At 40.2% G+C, this 14,669-nt stretch carries 17 protein-coding genes; 9 read left to right on the top strand and 8 right to left on the bottom strand.

From position 1 onward, the window contains the following. Positions 1-235: 235 nt before the first annotated feature. The 5 genes from AABI99_RS00125 to yegD all read left to right on the top strand — a co-directional run bounded on the left by AABI99_RS00125 (position 236) and on the right by yegD (position 5,919). Positions 236-2,500, top strand: coding sequence for a TonB-dependent receptor (locus tag AABI99_RS00125; protein ID WP_338362544.1), 2,265 nt, complete (start codon positions 236-238; stop codon positions 2,498-2,500). A 106-nt stretch (positions 2,501-2,606) separates the two neighbouring features. After that, the gene (locus AABI99_RS00130) at positions 2,607-2,906 is read left to right on the top strand and encodes a hypothetical protein (RefSeq protein WP_055017158.1); all 300 of its coding nucleotides are present in this window, start codon (positions 2,607-2,609) and stop codon (positions 2,904-2,906) included. Positions 2,907-2,960: 54 nt separating this feature from the next. Further along, positions 2,961-3,617: an HAD family phosphatase gene (locus tag AABI99_RS00135; protein WP_338362545.1), complete on the top strand. Its 657-nt coding sequence runs from the start codon at positions 2,961-2,963 to the stop codon at positions 3,615-3,617. Between the two features lie 33 nt (positions 3,618-3,650). Beyond that, positions 3,651-4,493 (top strand): DNA ligase, encoded by an 843-nt coding sequence (locus AABI99_RS00140; RefSeq protein WP_338362546.1) that lies wholly within the window; start codon positions 3,651-3,653, stop codon positions 4,491-4,493. A 61-nt stretch (positions 4,494-4,554) separates the two neighbouring features. Continuing rightward, positions 4,555-5,919: a molecular chaperone gene (yegD, locus tag AABI99_RS00145; RefSeq protein WP_338362547.1), complete on the top strand. Its 1,365-nt coding sequence runs from the start codon at positions 4,555-4,557 to the stop codon at positions 5,917-5,919. Positions 5,920-5,930: 11 nt separating this feature from the next. Here the strand turns inward: yegD and AABI99_RS00150 are convergent, their stop codons facing one another. The 3 genes from AABI99_RS00150 to AABI99_RS00160 are packed head-to-tail and all read right to left on the bottom strand — an operon-like array spanning position 5,931 to position 8,264. Then, positions 5,931-6,395: a methylglyoxal synthase gene (locus AABI99_RS00150; protein ID WP_338362548.1), complete on the bottom strand. Its 465-nt coding sequence runs from the start codon at positions 6,393-6,395 to the stop codon at positions 5,931-5,933. Positions 6,396-6,432: 37 nt separating this feature from the next. Next, positions 6,433-7,074: a LysE family translocator gene (locus tag AABI99_RS00155; RefSeq protein ID WP_338362549.1), complete on the bottom strand. Its 642-nt coding sequence runs from the start codon at positions 7,072-7,074 to the stop codon at positions 6,433-6,435. Next, positions 7,071-8,264, bottom strand: coding sequence for a multidrug effflux MFS transporter (locus AABI99_RS00160; protein WP_338362550.1), 1,194 nt, complete (start codon positions 8,262-8,264; stop codon positions 7,071-7,073). The genes AABI99_RS00155 and AABI99_RS00160 overlap by 4 nt, the downstream gene beginning before the upstream one ends. Positions 8,265-8,447: 183 nt before the next feature. Here AABI99_RS00160 and AABI99_RS00165 point away from each other — a divergent pair, with 183 nt between their 5' ends. Further along, complete coding sequence (locus AABI99_RS00165) at positions 8,448-8,921, top strand: hotdog fold domain-containing protein (RefSeq protein WP_338362551.1); 474 nt, start codon at positions 8,448-8,450, stop codon at positions 8,919-8,921. A gap of 7 nt (positions 8,922-8,928) precedes the next feature. Here the strand turns inward: AABI99_RS00165 and AABI99_RS00170 are convergent, their stop codons facing one another. The 3 genes from AABI99_RS00170 to AABI99_RS00180 form a co-directional block, all read right to left on the bottom strand. Beyond that, the gene (locus AABI99_RS00170; RefSeq protein WP_338362552.1) at positions 8,929-9,420 is read right to left on the bottom strand and encodes a polymer-forming cytoskeletal protein; all 492 of its coding nucleotides are present in this window, start codon (positions 9,418-9,420) and stop codon (positions 8,929-8,931) included. Beyond that, a complete protein-coding gene (locus AABI99_RS00175; protein WP_338362553.1) occupies positions 9,410-10,573 on the bottom strand; it encodes a peptidoglycan DD-metalloendopeptidase family protein in 1,164 nt (387 codons plus the stop codon). Before AABI99_RS00175 ends, AABI99_RS00170 begins: the two co-directional genes overlap by 11 nt. 137 nt (positions 10,574-10,710) lie before the next feature. After that, entirely contained in the window at positions 10,711-11,025 is a 315-nt protein-coding gene (locus AABI99_RS00180) for a YebG family protein (RefSeq protein WP_338362554.1), read from the bottom strand. Positions 11,026-11,359: 334 nt separating this feature from the next. Between AABI99_RS00180 and AABI99_RS00185 the strand changes: the two genes are divergently transcribed. Next, positions 11,360-11,656: a ComEA family DNA-binding protein gene (locus AABI99_RS00185; protein WP_338362555.1), complete on the top strand. Its 297-nt coding sequence runs from the start codon at positions 11,360-11,362 to the stop codon at positions 11,654-11,656. 11 nt (positions 11,657-11,667) lie between these two features. Here the strand turns inward: AABI99_RS00185 and AABI99_RS00190 are convergent, their stop codons facing one another. Together AABI99_RS00190 and dsbB are read right to left on the bottom strand one after the other, a co-directional pair. Then, positions 11,668-11,970 carry a DUF6170 family protein gene (locus AABI99_RS00190; RefSeq protein ID WP_338362556.1) on the bottom strand — a complete coding sequence of 101 codons (303 nt, stop codon included), beginning with the start codon at positions 11,968-11,970 and terminating at the stop codon, positions 11,668-11,670. A gap of 1 nt (position 11,971) precedes the next feature. Then, positions 11,972-12,490: a disulfide bond formation protein DsbB gene (dsbB, locus tag AABI99_RS00195; RefSeq protein ID WP_338362557.1), complete on the bottom strand. Its 519-nt coding sequence runs from the start codon at positions 12,488-12,490 to the stop codon at positions 11,972-11,974. Between the two features lie 540 nt (positions 12,491-13,030). On the opposite strand from dsbB, the gene fadR reads away from it, so the two are divergent. Together fadR and AABI99_RS00205 are read left to right on the top strand one after the other, a co-directional pair. After that, entirely contained in the window at positions 13,031-13,744 is a 714-nt protein-coding gene (gene fadR / locus AABI99_RS00200) for a fatty acid metabolism transcriptional regulator FadR (protein ID WP_338362558.1), read from the top strand. A 235-nt stretch (positions 13,745-13,979) separates the two neighbouring features. Then, positions 13,980-14,585: a peroxiredoxin C gene (locus tag AABI99_RS00205; protein ID WP_138540691.1), complete on the top strand. Its 606-nt coding sequence runs from the start codon at positions 13,980-13,982 to the stop codon at positions 14,583-14,585. Positions 14,586-14,669: the final 84 nt, after the last annotated feature.

Genomic DNA, 14,669 nt, shown 5'->3' on the forward strand with positions numbered 1-14,669 from the left:
AAGAGGTTAAATGTTGCAAAAAAGTTTCTTTTTTTGTACATATTTATGCAGTAAATTTGTAATACGATGGTATAATCTTCACCGTTCGTTCAGCCTCATTACTCCGTTTTTGTACTCTCGGTAATGAGGTCCGCGCAACTTCTTAGTCGCGAAAAATTGGCCGAGCCCGCAATGAATACATTGCGCAACACAAAAACCGTTGAACAAGAGTGCATACAAAAGGTTAATACCCGACATGAAAGCAATCAAAAAAACTGCAATAGCGACCATCATCAATGCTGCTCTACTATCCGCAGCTGGTACCTCTGTTTCTACTCTTGCTGCTGAAGAAGAAACTGCAAAAAAAAATAACCAATTAGAAGTTATTCAAGTTACTGCTCGTAAACGTGTAGAAAATGCCCAAGAAGTACCTGTTGCTGTATCTGCATTACAAGGTGATAACCTTGATGCGTATAGCTCTGCTGGTATGGATATTCGCTTTATGAGTGCGAAAATCCCAAGTTTGTCAATCGAATCTTCGTTTGGACGTTCTTTCCCTCGTTTTTATGTTCGTGGTCTGGGTAATACCGATTTCGATCTTAATGCTTCACAGCCTGTATCATTAGTTGTTGATGAAGTTGTTCAAGAAAATGCTATTTTAAAAGGCTTTCCAGTATTCGATGTTGAGCGCGTAGAAGTATTACGTGGCCCTCAAGGTACATTGTTTGGCCGTAACACGCCGGCTGGCCTAGTTAAATTTGATACTGCTAAACCAAGTCAAGAATTTGAAGGTTACGGTGCTGTTTCTTACGGTAGCCGTGGCGCTGTAGATACTGAGGGCGCTGTAGGTGGTGCTTTAACTGACCGTTTATCTGCACGTGTTTCTTTGCTATGGCAAGATAAAGATGATTACATTGACAACCAAGCGCCTGGCTTTGAAGCAAAAGACGAGCAAGGCGGCTACACAGAAAAAGCAGCACGTATCCAGTTTTTATACGAAGGCGATGACTTTACCGCACTACTTAACTACCACACACGTGACTTAGACGGCTCGCCTATCGCGTTTCGTGCAAACGTTATTGAAGCCGGCTCAAACGATTTAGTAGACAACTACGAGCATGATGTGGTTTATCAAGATGCGGCTGTACGCAATACCCAGCAAGTTGAATCTGAAGGCGCAAGCTTAAAGCTTGAGTGGGATATTAGCGATGAGTACACGCTAACCTCTATTTCAGGTTGGGAAAGTGCAGAAATTTACTCACGTGCTGACATTGACGGCGGTTACGGCGCTTCTTACATCCCTGATTACATGGGACCAGGTGTTATTCCGTTTTCTTCAGAAAGTGCCGATGGCATTCCTGAACAAGATCAGTTAACGCAAGAACTTCGCCTTGCGAGTAACTTTAGCGGCGACTTTAACTACCAAGTTGGTCTTTTTTACTTTGATGAAGAGCTTACAATCGAAAACTTTAGTTACGATACATTCTCTTCACCTGCTGGCGCTTTAAACGGTTATGTTCAGCAGCAGCAAGATACAACCGCATGGGCTATTTTTGGTTCAGCAGATTACATCTTCTCAGATAAGTTAAAAGTTACTGCGGGCCTTCGTTACTCTGATGATGAAAAAGACTTTGTTGCAGATCGTACTATTAGCCCGATCGGCGGTGGTGCTTTATATGTAGAGCGCAGCGTAAGCGACAGCCACGTAAGCTGGGACTTATCTGCAAACTACAAAGTTAATGACGATGTAAACTGGTACAGCCGTGTAGCAAACACCTTCCGTGCACCTAGCTTACAAGGTCGTATTTTGTTTGGTGATGAGGTAACAACAGCTGAATCAGAAACCGTGACTTCATTCGAAACCGGTATTAAGTCAGACGTTCTTGATGGCCAAGGCCGTGTAAATGCAACGGTATTTTATTACACAATGGACGACCAACAGCTTACTGCTGTAGGGGGGGGGGCTAACTTTAACCGCCTAGTTAACGCTGATAAAACAACAGGCTACGGTTTTGAGCTAGATACAGAGTGGGTATTAAGCGATGAGTTTAATGCAACATTTAACTTAAGCTACAATAAAACTGAAATTAAAGATGATGAGTTAGCTGTAGCTGTATGTGCACAATGTACTGTAAATGACCCTATTAATAGCGCAGGTTTAGCAGTTCTTGATGGTAATAGCTTACCGCATGCGCCAGAGTGGATCTCTAACTTTACCCTTCGTTACAACAAAGAGCTTGAAGATGGTAACTTCTTCGCACTAGGTGATATTTCTTACCGTAGCGAAATTAACATGTTCTTATACGATTCAGTAGAATTTGAAGGTAAAGCATTAACAGAAGTAGGTTTACGTGCAGGTTACGAGTGGGCTGAAGGTGACTACGAGTACCAAGTATCGGCATTTGTTCGTAACTTATTTGATGAGCAACAAGCAATTGGTGCGGTAGACTTCAATAACAATACAGGTATTGTTAATGAAGAGCGCTACATTGGTGCAGAATTTAAAGTTAACTTCTTCTAAAGATAACTTTAAATTTTATTAATTTTTAAAAGCCTGCCTTGTGCAGGCTTTTATGTTTTTATAAAGCTGGTAAAGTAGCGTTAATTAAATTGAGTGAGATAAACAAATGGCTGGATTTTGGAACTACCGTGTAATTTTTTGTGAAGCAACGAAAGACGAAGCTGCGCAATACCAAATACACGAAGTAGAATATAACTTAAATGGCAAAGTAACTAATTGGTCAGAAACAGGCGCAGCTCCGTTTGGTACAACATTGGATGAGCTAGCAGCTGATGCCGAACGTTTAAAAACGGCGCTAGAAAAACCGGTACTTAAGGTTGTGCGCAAAGCCCGAGGTTATGAATTGGTTGATGTTGAAACCGGTGAAGAAGCATTTGCTGAGCCACCAGCTGGCTTAACGGCATAATATTATAAAGGCGCCTAGGCGCCTTTTTTTAACGTTAAAATTTAAGGAATGAGGATGAGCTTGAACGCAGTATTGTTTGATATGGATGGCACGCTAGTTGACTCTGAAAGCATGCACTTTGAGTGTTGGAGCCAGCTGCTTGCACCCTACAATGTAAGTTATAACGAAGTGGAGTTTTGTCAGCGCTTTTCAGGGCGCCCAACGTTAGAAGCAGCAATTGATATTAAAAATGAGCATAATTTAGCCGTCAGTGCACAATTTTTAGCAGATGAAAAATATCGATTATTTGGTGAATACGTGAAAACTAATTTACCACCTGTTATGCCTTTTACTGAGCAAACCTTACACGCTGTTAAAAAAAGTGGTCTAAAAATGGCGTTAGTTACCGGCAGTGCTCGCAGCGAAGCCATGCCTATTTTAAAAGGGCTCGGTTTTTATGAGTTATTTGATACTGTAGTGACAAAAGACGATGTAACAAATCCAAAGCCAGCAGGGGACCCTTACCTTTTAGCGCTTAAGCACATAAATATAGCGCCAGAGCAGGCCATTGCTGTAGAAGACACCTTTACCGGTGTATGCGCTGCAACTAATGCACAGGTTAGCGTTGTTGCGATTGCAAATCATCACACGGTTGATCATGATTTTAGTAAGGCGACCTACAAAATGGCTAACTTAGGTGAGTTTTGGCAGTGGGTAGAATCTCAACTATAGTTAAAGCCTTATTTTATTTGCAGGGATGCAGTAATGGCTTGGCTAAAATACTTACTATTAACTGTCGGTTTAATTGTTTCAAAGATTGCTTTTGCGGCGCAGCCTCAGGTGTTATTGGCAAAAGTATATGATGAATCTAAGCATGGCAATATTAGTGAATACCTCGTTAGTGAAAAATTTGATGGCGTGAGAGCAATATGGACGGGCGATAAATTTATTACCCGTAAAGGCAATGCGATTAACGCTCCCAGTTGGTTTACGGCGCCATTACCCAATGTTTGGTTAGATGGGGAGTTGTGGATAGCACGCAGTCAATTTTCTTTGGTCAGCGGGATTGTAAGAACTAAACGCCCCAGCAATTCAGATTGGCACGCGATACGCTATCAAATATTTGATATGCCAGACTCAACCCTTCCTTTTAGTGCGCGTTATAAAAACTACCAAGCTTTAGTAAAACAAATCAACAAGCCGCATATAACTGCAGTTAAGCAACATCGCTTTACTAGCACAGCCCAATTAACAAAATACGTTGAAGATTTAACTAGGCAAGGGGCTGAGGGGGTGATGCTGCATTTAGCCAATGCTAAATATAAAAGCGGGCGCAGCAATACACTATTAAAGTTAAAGCCCTATCTTGATGCAGAAGCGGTTGTGATTGCACATTTACCAGGTAAAGGAAAATACACCGGTATGCTAGGTGCATTAAAAGTACAAACACCTAGTGGGAAAATATTTAAAATAGGCACAGGTTTTAGTAACAAACAGCGACAAACACCTCCAGTTATAGGTAGCACGGTAACGTATCGCTACCATGGGTTAACAAAACATGGCTTACCACGTTTTGCTAGCTTTTTAAGGGTGAGGGAGGGTCATTAGCGTTTATAACTTTGGCAAAGTATGCTAAATTGCGCGGCCTTTTTCTAATGTATGGTGAAGTATGTTTGTAGGTTTTGATTACGGTAGTTCTAATTGTGCCATGGGGGTTATGGAGCAAGAGGAAGTGCAGTTAGTGCCACTAGAGCAAGGAAAGCATTATTTACCTTCTACTCTTTATACACACCATAGCGCATTAGTTGTCGACTTTGTGGCAAAGCATGTAAAAGGCTCAACACACGAGCATGACTTTTTAACGCAGCGCCAAGTTTTATTAAATACACTCCCACGTATTAAATCAGACTTAGATATACAGCCAGATGACGAAACACTTTTTATTGGCCGTGAAGCTATTAGCGAATATGTACAGTTTCCTGAAGAGGGCTACTTTGTAAAATCACCTAAATCGTTTTTTGGTGCCACAGGCTTAAAGCAAGGGCAAATTAATTTTTTTGAAGACATTGCTACGGCAATGATTTTAAAAATAAAGCAACGCGCAGAGCTTTCACTTAAGACCCCACTTACGCAAACGGTTATTGGTCGTCCAGTTAACTTTCAGGCCGTTGGCGGTGAGCAATCGAACCAGCAAGCCGTAGGTATTTTAGAGCGCGCAGCTAAGCGGGCGGGCTTTAAAGATGTGGAGTTTTTATATGAGCCACTTGCTGCCGGTATTGATTATGAAAGTAGCTTGATGGAAGATCAAAAAGTATTGGTTATAGATATTGGCGGTGGTACCAGCGATTGCTCATTTGTGCAAATGGGGCCAAGCTTTAGAGGCAATAGTGAACGCGATAATGACTTTTTAGCCCACAGTGGTAAGCGTATTGGTGGGAATGACTTAGATATAGCGCTTAGTTTTCATGGCTTAATGCCATTGCTTGGTTTAGGCAGTACCTTGAAATCGGGCCTACCTTTACCAAACCAACCTTTTTGGCAAGCCTGTAAAATTAATGATGTAAATTTACAAAGTCAGTTTTATAGCGAAAGCCATTACCGAGAACTTAGCACACAATTACGTGATGTAAGTGCACCTGAGTTGTTCAAACGCTTAATTAATTTACAGCAAAATAAACAGGGCCATCAGTTAGTACAGCAAGGCGAGGCGGCTAAAATAGCATTGTCATCGGCAGATGCTTTTGATTGCGACCTACGCTTTTTAGATAGTGATCTTTATAAAAACCTATCGGTTAGCGATTTAGCAGTGGCAGTAGAAAGCAGTATCAGCCAAATAGTGACGTTAGCTAAACAAGCCATTACTGATGCAGGTACCACCCCAGACGTTATTTATTTAACGGGGGGGAGTGCGCAATCACCGCTTATTAAAGCCGCGTTAAGTGAGCATTTAGGTGATATAAAAATGCTCAACGGCGATCACTTTGGCAGTGTAACGGCTGGCCTAACAAAATGGGCCAGCATGCTTTATAGGTAGCTTAAAAGGCTTTAAAGACTGATTTGTCGGGTTGCGAGGTACTTTTCGTAATCTGGCAAAGTACGTTCAAGCTCAGTGTCCATCAAGGGCGAGCTTAATAGCATATCTGCGCTGACTTCATTACAGGCTACAGGAATATTCCAAACAGCAGCTAAACGCAGTAATGCTTTAACATCCGGGTCGTGTGGCTGCGATGCCAGCGGATCCCAAAAAAACACCAATACATGAATTTCGTGCTCTGCAATTTTAGCACCTAGCTGTTGATCGCCCCCCATTGGACCACTCAATAGCTGAATAACCTCGAGCCCCGTGGCTTTTTCGATTAAATGGCCAGTAGTACCTGTCCCATAAAGGGTGTGCTTACTTAGAGTGTCTTTGTGTTTTTCGCACCAAAGTTTTAACGCGGCTTTTTTACCATCATGCGCGACTAGGGCAATATTTTTATTAGCGGGTAGCGATTGTTTTTTTTGTTCCATGCTGCATCTTATTTTTAATAACCAAGGCTTAAGGTAATTAGTATAATAAATTTATAGCCAGTGCAATAAATACCATACCTGTCACTCTATCAATCCAAAGTTGGCTGTGCGGATGTTTTTTGAAAAACTGCGCTATTTTATCGCCAAAATAAATATACGTGCAGTCAATTGGGAATGCAAAAATAGGGTAAAGCAGGCCAAAAAATGCTAACTGAAACGTTGCCGACGATAAGCTAGGATCTACAAATTGCGGTATAAATGCTATAAAAAATAGGGCTACTTTAGGGTTTAATACCTCGGTCATCATAGCTTGGAACATCACATTAGACTTTTTGCTGGTGCTCACATGGGGTTTGTCATCACTATCAAATTCAACTAAGTTTGATGTCGATAAAGTGCTTTTGATCATTACTATACCTAGGTAGCACAAATAAGCAGCGCCAAGGTATTGCACTGCGCTGTATGCTATAGGTGACGCTTTTAACACCGCGCTTAGTCCAATTACAGCAAAAAAGGTATGTATAACCCCACCTAAAGCAAAACCAAATGCGCTTTGCATGCCTGCTGCTCTGCCATTGGCAAATGTTTGCGCCATTAAAAAGGCATTTGATGGCCCAGGGGCCACTGCAATTAAAAAGCTAGCCAGTAAAAACGAAGCTAAGAAATCAGGGTTGATCATGTATTAACCGGGTGCAATGTATGGGCTTTTTTACTCATTAAAATAAGCCAAAGTGGGGTAAGTAATAATAAATGAAAAGCAATTAACCATGGCGTGCTAAGACCTAAATATTGTGTTAAAAACACAAGCACACTGGCACCACTCATTTGCATAGCACCAATTAGAGCAGAGGCTGTGCCTGCTTGTTTTGGAAAACGTGATAATGCCATGCCTGCTGCAGATCCTAAGCTCAAAGCAAAGCCAAGTGCTGCAATCAAAATCGGGATCATAAGCGCAATAGCCGATTCGATGCGGCTAAGTGCAATCATTAATATGCCAGAAGCCACCAATATACTTACTCCAACCCGCAGTGCTTTTTGGCTATTACGTTTAATATAAATGGGGGTAATAAAGCTTGCGATAATGCTTAATACAGCATTGAGTGTAAACCAAAAAGTAAAGTCGGCAACGGTGCCACCTAAGTGCGTAATTATCCACCCTGGTGCTAAGGTAACAAACACAAGTATTGCCGACATGGCAACCATGCACAGTAAACTATTAAATAAAAATATCGGAGTTTTTATTATTGGCACAAAGCGACGTAGGTCTAAAATGTGCCCTTGATAGTGACTATCTGCAGGGCGAGTTTCTCGAAATAGAGTGAGCGTAATAACCAACCCCGTTAAGGCAAATAAAGTTAAAAACATAAAGTTCATGCGCCAGCCAAATTGCACGGTAAGCCAAGCACCTAAAATAGGTGCAAGCGCAGGAATAAAACACACAATACCATTTAGATAAGTGATCATTTGCCCACTTCGCTCGCTGCCATATTTGTCACGCACAATCGCAAATGCGACTACAAAGGTCGCACATGCCCCTAGGCCTTGCAGAGCCCGCGCAAACATTAATACAGCAAAAGAGGGGGCTATATAAGCAAGCAGAGCTGAGCCTGCATATAAGCTAACACCAACAACAGCTATTGGCTTTCGGCCAAACTTATCTGCAAGTGGCCCAGCAATTAACTGCCCTAAACCTACGGTAAGCATAAAAATAGCCACTGTTTGCTGAACTTGTTGTTCGGTTACATTAAATTGCGCAGCAATAGTTGGAAAAGCGGGAAGATAAATATCAATTGCCATAGGGCAAAATATTACGAGTAACGCTAAGATAAGTAATAAAATCAAGTTAGGTTTAGCGGGCTGTGTTTGCATTAGGTCTCCTTTTGCTGGCTATTTTAGGTGTCCGCTTATAAAAAAGAAAGGACTTATGGTTGAGCCGCGCACCATTGTGATAAATATTTTATGACATGAGGATTAACAGCACAGAGAATTGCACTTTTTTTAACTGGTCTGATGTGTTAGTTTGGATTTATAAACAAAAAATGGGAAAGAACAATGAGTAATAAATCAGCCCTTTTGAAAACCTGGCTTAAATTTAAACGCTTACCTTTTGGTAACTGGCTGTTTAGCAAAGCAGTGTGCATGAAAGCCCCTTATTTTGGCTCAATGAAACCTTATGTCCTCGATTTAAGAGAAGGGCACTGTAGTGCTGTGGTAAAAAATCGTCGAAGTGTACACAACCATATAGGCACTATTCATGCTATTGCACAATGTAATTTAGCGGAATTATGTGCGGGTGTAATGGTTGATGCCACCGTGCCTTATAAAACGCATCGCTGGATCCCTAAAGGAATGACGGTAAGTTATTTAGCAAAAGTTGATACCGATGTAACTGCTATTGCAGAAATCGACTTGCCTCGCCAATGGCAAGATAAAGAGGATTTAGTGGTACCAGTTAAGCTTTATAATACCCGCAATGAACTGGTGTTCACTGCAGATATTACAATGTACATAACCGAGAAAAAATAATTAACGCTTATTTAGATTTGGCTTTATCTGCGGCTTGCTTATTAACAAATGACAAGTCGCTGTCAGCGTCATCCAGTAAGGTTTTTACTTCTTTAGCCGGCTTTAAATCTTCGCTAATAAGTTCTGGTTCTTCTTTTTCAAAGCGTTGTTTTAAACTGCCTTCAATAATGGCTCCTGCCTCAATACTTAGTGTATCGTGAAAAACATCGCCGTGTACGTGAGCACTGCTTTGGATATTCACTTCACTGGCGTTAAGCGAGCCAATAATCTTACCTTTTACTACTACGTTTTTAGCTTCAACTACACCTTCAACAATGCCGCTAGAGCCAATTACTAGGTGCTCTGCTTTTATGTCACCATCAATACGTCCATCAAGCTGCACTTCGCCTTGGCTAGTGAGTGTGCCAGTTAAGCGCACATCTTCAGAAATAATAGAAGGGGTATGGTTTACTCTTTTTAACGTAGCTTGGCTACTTGATTGCTTTTTTTTACCGAACACGAGAAAGCGCCTTTGTTATTTTTAGAGGATTGACATGTTTACCATTAAGTAACACTTCATAGTGTAAGTGGGTACTGGTACTTCTACCGGTGCTGCCCATCAAACCAATCACCTCATTTTTAGCGATTGCTTGGCCTTTTTTAACTTTAATTTTATTTAAGTGGCCAAAACGGGTGACTAAACCATTTTTGTGCTCAAGCTCTATAAAGTTACCATAGCCACCATTTTTACCTGCACGAAGAACCGTTGCATCGGCTGGAGAAAAAATTTCAGTTTTGTGCCAGCCTGCTAAATCAACGCCTTTATGAAAAGCTCGGCGATTATTTATAGGGTCTTTACGAAGACCGAAGTTGCTTGAAATATAGTATTTTGCGGCTGGTAACGGGAGTGTTTTAGGTAGTTCAGTTAAAAAGTTCTCAAGTGTGTTAAGTAATAACAACTTGTCGGCAATAGCTAAAAATTGCTGTGGTATTTTTGATTCATCGAATAAATCTAAAGGACCACCTTGCGCATTAGTTTGCATGCCTTTTGCTAAATGTTGTTCAAGAGCAGACTCTAGCCCTGCTCCTTTTAGCATTGCTAAAATAGCATCATGGCGTTGATTAATTTGTGCATCGATGAGTGAAAAATTATGTTCGTAGTACTTATTTAAGCGCTCATATCGTGCAGCAAAGGTCACCGGCGTTAAGAGGTTTGCGTGTTTATTTTTTTGTTCTTCATCGACAAGTGGTTCATGAAACTCACCTTTGTCTTCATTAACAGGGGATTCAAGTTGTTCTTCTAGTTTAATTGTCTCTTTACTAATAGACGTTGGGAGAGATTCAATCATGCCCTGTAAAAGCGCTTGTTTTTGTTCTAAAACCGCAAGCTGTTCTAATTGCTTAGCGTGTAATGCTTTTTGTTCATTGACCTGTTTTTGCCAAGCTTGTTGTTCGTCGATTTGGCTTTGTTCAATATTGGTGATCTTGTTTGTTTGGCTATAAACACGAAAACTAGAAATAGCGACCCAAACAATAGTCGTTAAAACAAGTAGTACTGTAAAAAGCTGAAACCAAGATGCCAAAATCACATGCTTAACTTCACCGTTTTGACGGATAAGTAGCTGGCGGGCAGGAAAAAACTTTTGGTAAAAAGACTTAATAAATACTGACATGGCACACAAACACTCGCTATTAACCGGATTAATGTATCAATTTCAGTTTAAAAAGCCAGAAAAAATTTGTAACTGTTCAAAAATTAATAAAAAAGGGCTGCTATTAGTAGCAGCCCTCTATTGAAAATAGTTGGATACTAGCTAGCTTGTTGCTCGTCGCTTTCTTTTATTGATGCTACGTTGTCGGCTTTTTTAACTTTAGCTGTGCTTTTTGTTGAGGGCTCTTTCGCGCCTTTTAGTACCGCCATAAAGTCATCTTTGCTCTTTGCGATTTCAAGTGCGAGCGACTCGACTTGTTGCTCACTCAGAGGTACATCTACTTTTTCCAGCATTACTTCAAGCGACTCTGCTATATCGAGCATTTTGTCATAGGCATCCGCTTCTTTTTTAGTAGTAAACGTCATTCGCTCAACTCCGTTTCGTTCTACAACATATTTAACAACAACAGCCATGATCTCTCCTGCTTGATTGTGTGGTAATGTGGTTACTGACCTGTAGGTCACTGTTTTTTTATACAGTAAATGTTTGCGTGACAAATTGCAAGTTTCCGCGACCTTTTAGCTAGTCATAAATTTGACAAAAAAGGCCGGCTTTACTTTATTTAAAGCATCACTTTGGAGTTCCAGCTGCATTTTAGGTTTTCGGATTAAGGTGATAATGCACTGGAAATAAAATAAGTGATGTAAGCAGTTCCTTATTGAGTTTTATTTCCGTAAACAAAATTGAGCACCTACTTAAAGCCTTTTAATTAAAACGCTTTGAGATAAACAAAAATAAGGAATAACAATGAAGCACTTACTAACACTACTTATCATGAGCTTTCTAACCTTTAGTGCGTTTAGCTACGCTAACCCAACAATGGAAGAGCCCAAGGTTGAAATGTCGCAACCGGCGGTCATCAATATAAATAGTGCGGACTCAAAAATGCTTGCTAAGTTACCCGGAATTGGCAAAAAGAAAGCACAAGCTATTGTTGATTACAGGGTAGAAAATGGAAAATTTAAGGATATTAGTGATTTGGCTAATGTAAAGGGAATAGGGAAAAGACTGGTTGCAAAATTAGAAGGCAAAGTGTCTTTATAATAGGCAGGGCGCTATGCGCCCTGTGAATATTGCTCTAGCGCTTTTACTAAGTACTTTTTAGCAAAGTTTATTTCAACTGGTGTTGTTAAAAGCGGGTAACACAGGCCGCCTAAAATTAAAAAGGGAATGAGCTCCCACCCTTTAAAAACAGTAAATAATAAAAACAATGGACTGAGCAATATCAACTTTACTATTCTTAATAACACTCTGTCGGTAGCTGGTAACATACTAAGCGCAATAGCAACTACGGCTTGGCGTTGTCGTACCTTAAGGTGCTTTAACTCCGGTAATTGACTGGTAAAAAACGTAAACATATTAAATTGACTTTTTAGTGATAAAGCGAGTAGTAATAATTACAAACAGTGTAATAGTAAATAGTGCAAATAATATCTCCATCCACGCGGGCATACTTAATCCTGCAAACTGCCAATCGATATTACCGCAATCCCCTGTAGCTTCAAAAAAGCTAGGGATCCATTCATGCAATGGCATAAATGCGGGGAAGTTTGGCTCAAACTCACAGCTAAACGCAAACGGGTCTGTTGTTGTTTGCATTTCAATGTGCTCACGCGCAATAAAGTATCCCCATACACTTGATATGCCCCACGTTAAATAAGCTATCATACGTACTAACTTACTCTGCGGTTTAGTAGCGCCAATTATTCCAGCCCCTAGTAAGCCTAGTACCGCAGTGCGCTGATAAATACACATAATGCAGGGCGCAAGACCCATTTGGTATTGAAAAAATAGTGCGGTGACTTCTAGTAAAAACACAATGCCAGTAAATAATAGCCACGGAGCGCGTTGAGTAGGGAGGTGTGCTAGCCAGTTCATAAAATATCCGCATTGAAATAAGTTGCTGAATTATGTACTAGGATAAAGTAACGAGCAACAAAAAGGGCAAAAAAGCTACCGACATCACTTTTTAGGATGAAGCGATATAAAACAATACTATAAAGTAAGGTTAGTTCTTACTCACATAAAATATAAAATTAACAGTGCAGCAGTCAAGTAGTGAATAAGGCAGGCCTCGGCTGGAATTGTACCAATATATGTATAGCTACACTCACAGCTAAATACACGCTAACATTAATTTTTGTTGTGGTTAAGGCTACTTAATAATTTAATAATACCAGATAATTCTTTGTAAAAAGGTCGATAAAATATATGTATGTACGATGAACAAAGCAGGTTATCTTGGCAAAATTAGTAAAATAAAAATATGCTGAAACATATTCGTGATTATTGCAAAATTTTCCGCTATTAGTAGACACTTATATCAACGAGTTTACTTGTTAGTTAAATTTCATCTGGTACAATCTGTTAGTTATCCGTATAAAACGATGAGTTGTGATTAATTCGAGTGGGAATTGAATGAGAATTTTTAAAGCTAAAAGCCCAGCAGGATTTGCTGAAGAGTATATAGTTGAATCTATCTGGAACGGCGATTTCCCTCCAGGTTCAATCCTTCCTGCAGAGCGTGAGCTTTCAGAGTTAATTGGTGTAACTAGAACAACCTTACGTGAAGTACTGCAACGTTTAGCACGTGATGGTTGGCTTACGATTCAGCATGGCAAGCCAACACGAGTAAATAACTTTTGGGAAACATCGGGTTTAAATATCCTTGAGACTCTGGCGCGTTTAGACGAAGATAAAATGCCAGAGCTGACCGATCAACTTTTATCGGCACGTACAAACATTAGCGCTATTTATACACGTGCTGCTATTAAATATAACCCTGAGCGTGTTATTGAGATATTAGCACAAAGTGACGAAGTTGAAGACACCGCACAAGCGTTTGCAGACTACGATTACAAAGTTCACCATGAACTAGCTGTAGCCGGTAATAACCGTATTTACGTACTTATACTTAACGGTTTTAGAGGCTTTTATTTTAAAATTGGGTGTCATTATTTTTCCGATGCAGGTACTCGCCAGTTGGCACGTCAATTTTATAAAGACTTAACAGTATTGGCTGAAAATCGCGAGCACGACGGGGCTATTTCGATGATGCGTAAATTTGGCCATCAAACGGGTGAAATTTGGCAAAATATTAAAGGCGATATGCCTTCCGATATAATGGATTAAATACGTATTAAAACCTGCAACTGCAGGTTTTTTTATAAGTGTAATTAACTTTTAATATCTATTCGGTATTTTCGATTGTACACATCGCTAAATACGATTGTTCTTTTTTATTTATTAAATTTAAAATGTTACGTAATTATGTGTTGGCGCTATTGTTTTTTAATGTTTAGCGCCCATATAAGTATCAGTATTGCGTTAGCAATCGACAACAAACTCAAAATATTTGGAGAATAAAATGGGTGTATTAGTAGGCCGCCAGGCACCAGACTTTACCGCTGCAGCTGTACTAGGTAATGGTGAAATTGTAGATAGCTATAACCTTCATGAAACAATTAAAGGTAAAAAAGCAGTAATCTTCTTTTACCCACTAGATTTCACATTTGTATGTCCTTCAGAGCTAATCGCGTTTGATAAGCGTTACGAAGAATTTCAAAAGCGTGGCGTAGAAGTAATTGGTGTTTCTATCGATTCTCAATTCTCACACAACGCATGGCGTAACACTGCTGTAGCAGACGGCGGTATTGGTAAAGTTAAATACGCATTAGTTGCAGACGTTAAGCACGAAATTTGTAAAGCATACGACGTTGAACACCCAGAAGCGGGCGTTGCATTTCGTGGCTCTTTCCTAATTGATGAAGAAGGTAATGTACGTCACCAAGTAGTGAACGATTTACCACTTGGTCGTAACATCGACGAAATGATCCGTATGGTTGATGCACTAGCATTTCACAGCGAAAACGGTGAAGTTTGTCCTGCTGGTTGGGAAGAAGGTAAAAAAGGTATGGACGCAAGCCCTGAAGGTGTTGCTAAATTCCTATCTGAAAACGAAGGTGAGCTATAATTTAGCCCTGCTTTTTTAATAAAAAAAACCGCCAACTGGCGGTTTTTTTTGTTTTTAATATAACCCATTCGCAAATGGGCTATA

Origin of the sequence: uncultured Pseudoalteromonas sp., assembly GCF_963922945.1 — a bacterium.
Taxonomy (GTDB): domain Bacteria; phylum Pseudomonadota; class Gammaproteobacteria; order Enterobacterales; family Alteromonadaceae; genus Pseudoalteromonas.

Bases quoted from the DNA above. Each gene is read 5' to 3' on its own strand.
- AABI99_RS00130 (WP_055017158.1), top strand. From the start codon at position 2,607: ATGGCTGGATTTTGGAACTACCGTGTAATTTTTTGTGAAGCAACGAAA.
- AABI99_RS00205 (WP_138540691.1), top strand. From the start codon at position 13,980: ATGGGTGTATTAGTAGGCCGCCAGGCACCAGACTTTACCGCTGCAGCT.
- AABI99_RS00160 (WP_338362550.1), bottom strand. From the start codon at position 8,264: ATGCAAACACAGCCCGCTAAACCTAACTTGATTTTATTACTTATCTTA.
- AABI99_RS00150 (WP_338362548.1), bottom strand. From the start codon at position 6,395: ATGGAACAAAAAAAACAATCGCTACCCGCTAATAAAAATATTGCCCTA.
- AABI99_RS00135 (WP_338362545.1), top strand. From the start codon at position 2,961: ATGAGCTTGAACGCAGTATTGTTTGATATGGATGGCACGCTAGTTGAC.
- AABI99_RS00140 (WP_338362546.1), top strand. From the start codon at position 3,651: ATGGCTTGGCTAAAATACTTACTATTAACTGTCGGTTTAATTGTTTCA.
- AABI99_RS00165 (WP_338362551.1), top strand. From the start codon at position 8,448: ATGAGTAATAAATCAGCCCTTTTGAAAACCTGGCTTAAATTTAAACGC.
- AABI99_RS00180 (WP_338362554.1), bottom strand. From the start codon at position 11,025: ATGGCTGTTGTTGTTAAATATGTTGTAGAACGAAACGGAGTTGAGCGA.
- AABI99_RS00155 (WP_338362549.1), bottom strand. From the start codon at position 7,074: ATGATCAACCCTGATTTCTTAGCTTCGTTTTTACTGGCTAGCTTTTTA.
- AABI99_RS00185 (WP_338362555.1), top strand. From the start codon at position 11,360: ATGAAGCACTTACTAACACTACTTATCATGAGCTTTCTAACCTTTAGT.
- dsbB (WP_338362557.1), bottom strand. From the start codon at position 12,490: ATGAACTGGCTAGCACACCTCCCTACTCAACGCGCTCCGTGGCTATTA.
- fadR (WP_338362558.1), top strand. From the start codon at position 13,031: ATGAGAATTTTTAAAGCTAAAAGCCCAGCAGGATTTGCTGAAGAGTAT.
- yegD (WP_338362547.1), top strand. From the start codon at position 4,555: ATGTTTGTAGGTTTTGATTACGGTAGTTCTAATTGTGCCATGGGGGTT.
- AABI99_RS00175 (WP_338362553.1), bottom strand. From the start codon at position 10,573: ATGTCAGTATTTATTAAGTCTTTTTACCAAAAGTTTTTTCCTGCCCGC.
- AABI99_RS00125 (WP_338362544.1), top strand. From the start codon at position 236: ATGAAAGCAATCAAAAAAACTGCAATAGCGACCATCATCAATGCTGCT.
- AABI99_RS00190 (WP_338362556.1), bottom strand. From the start codon at position 11,970: ATGTTTACGTTTTTTACCAGTCAATTACCGGAGTTAAAGCACCTTAAG.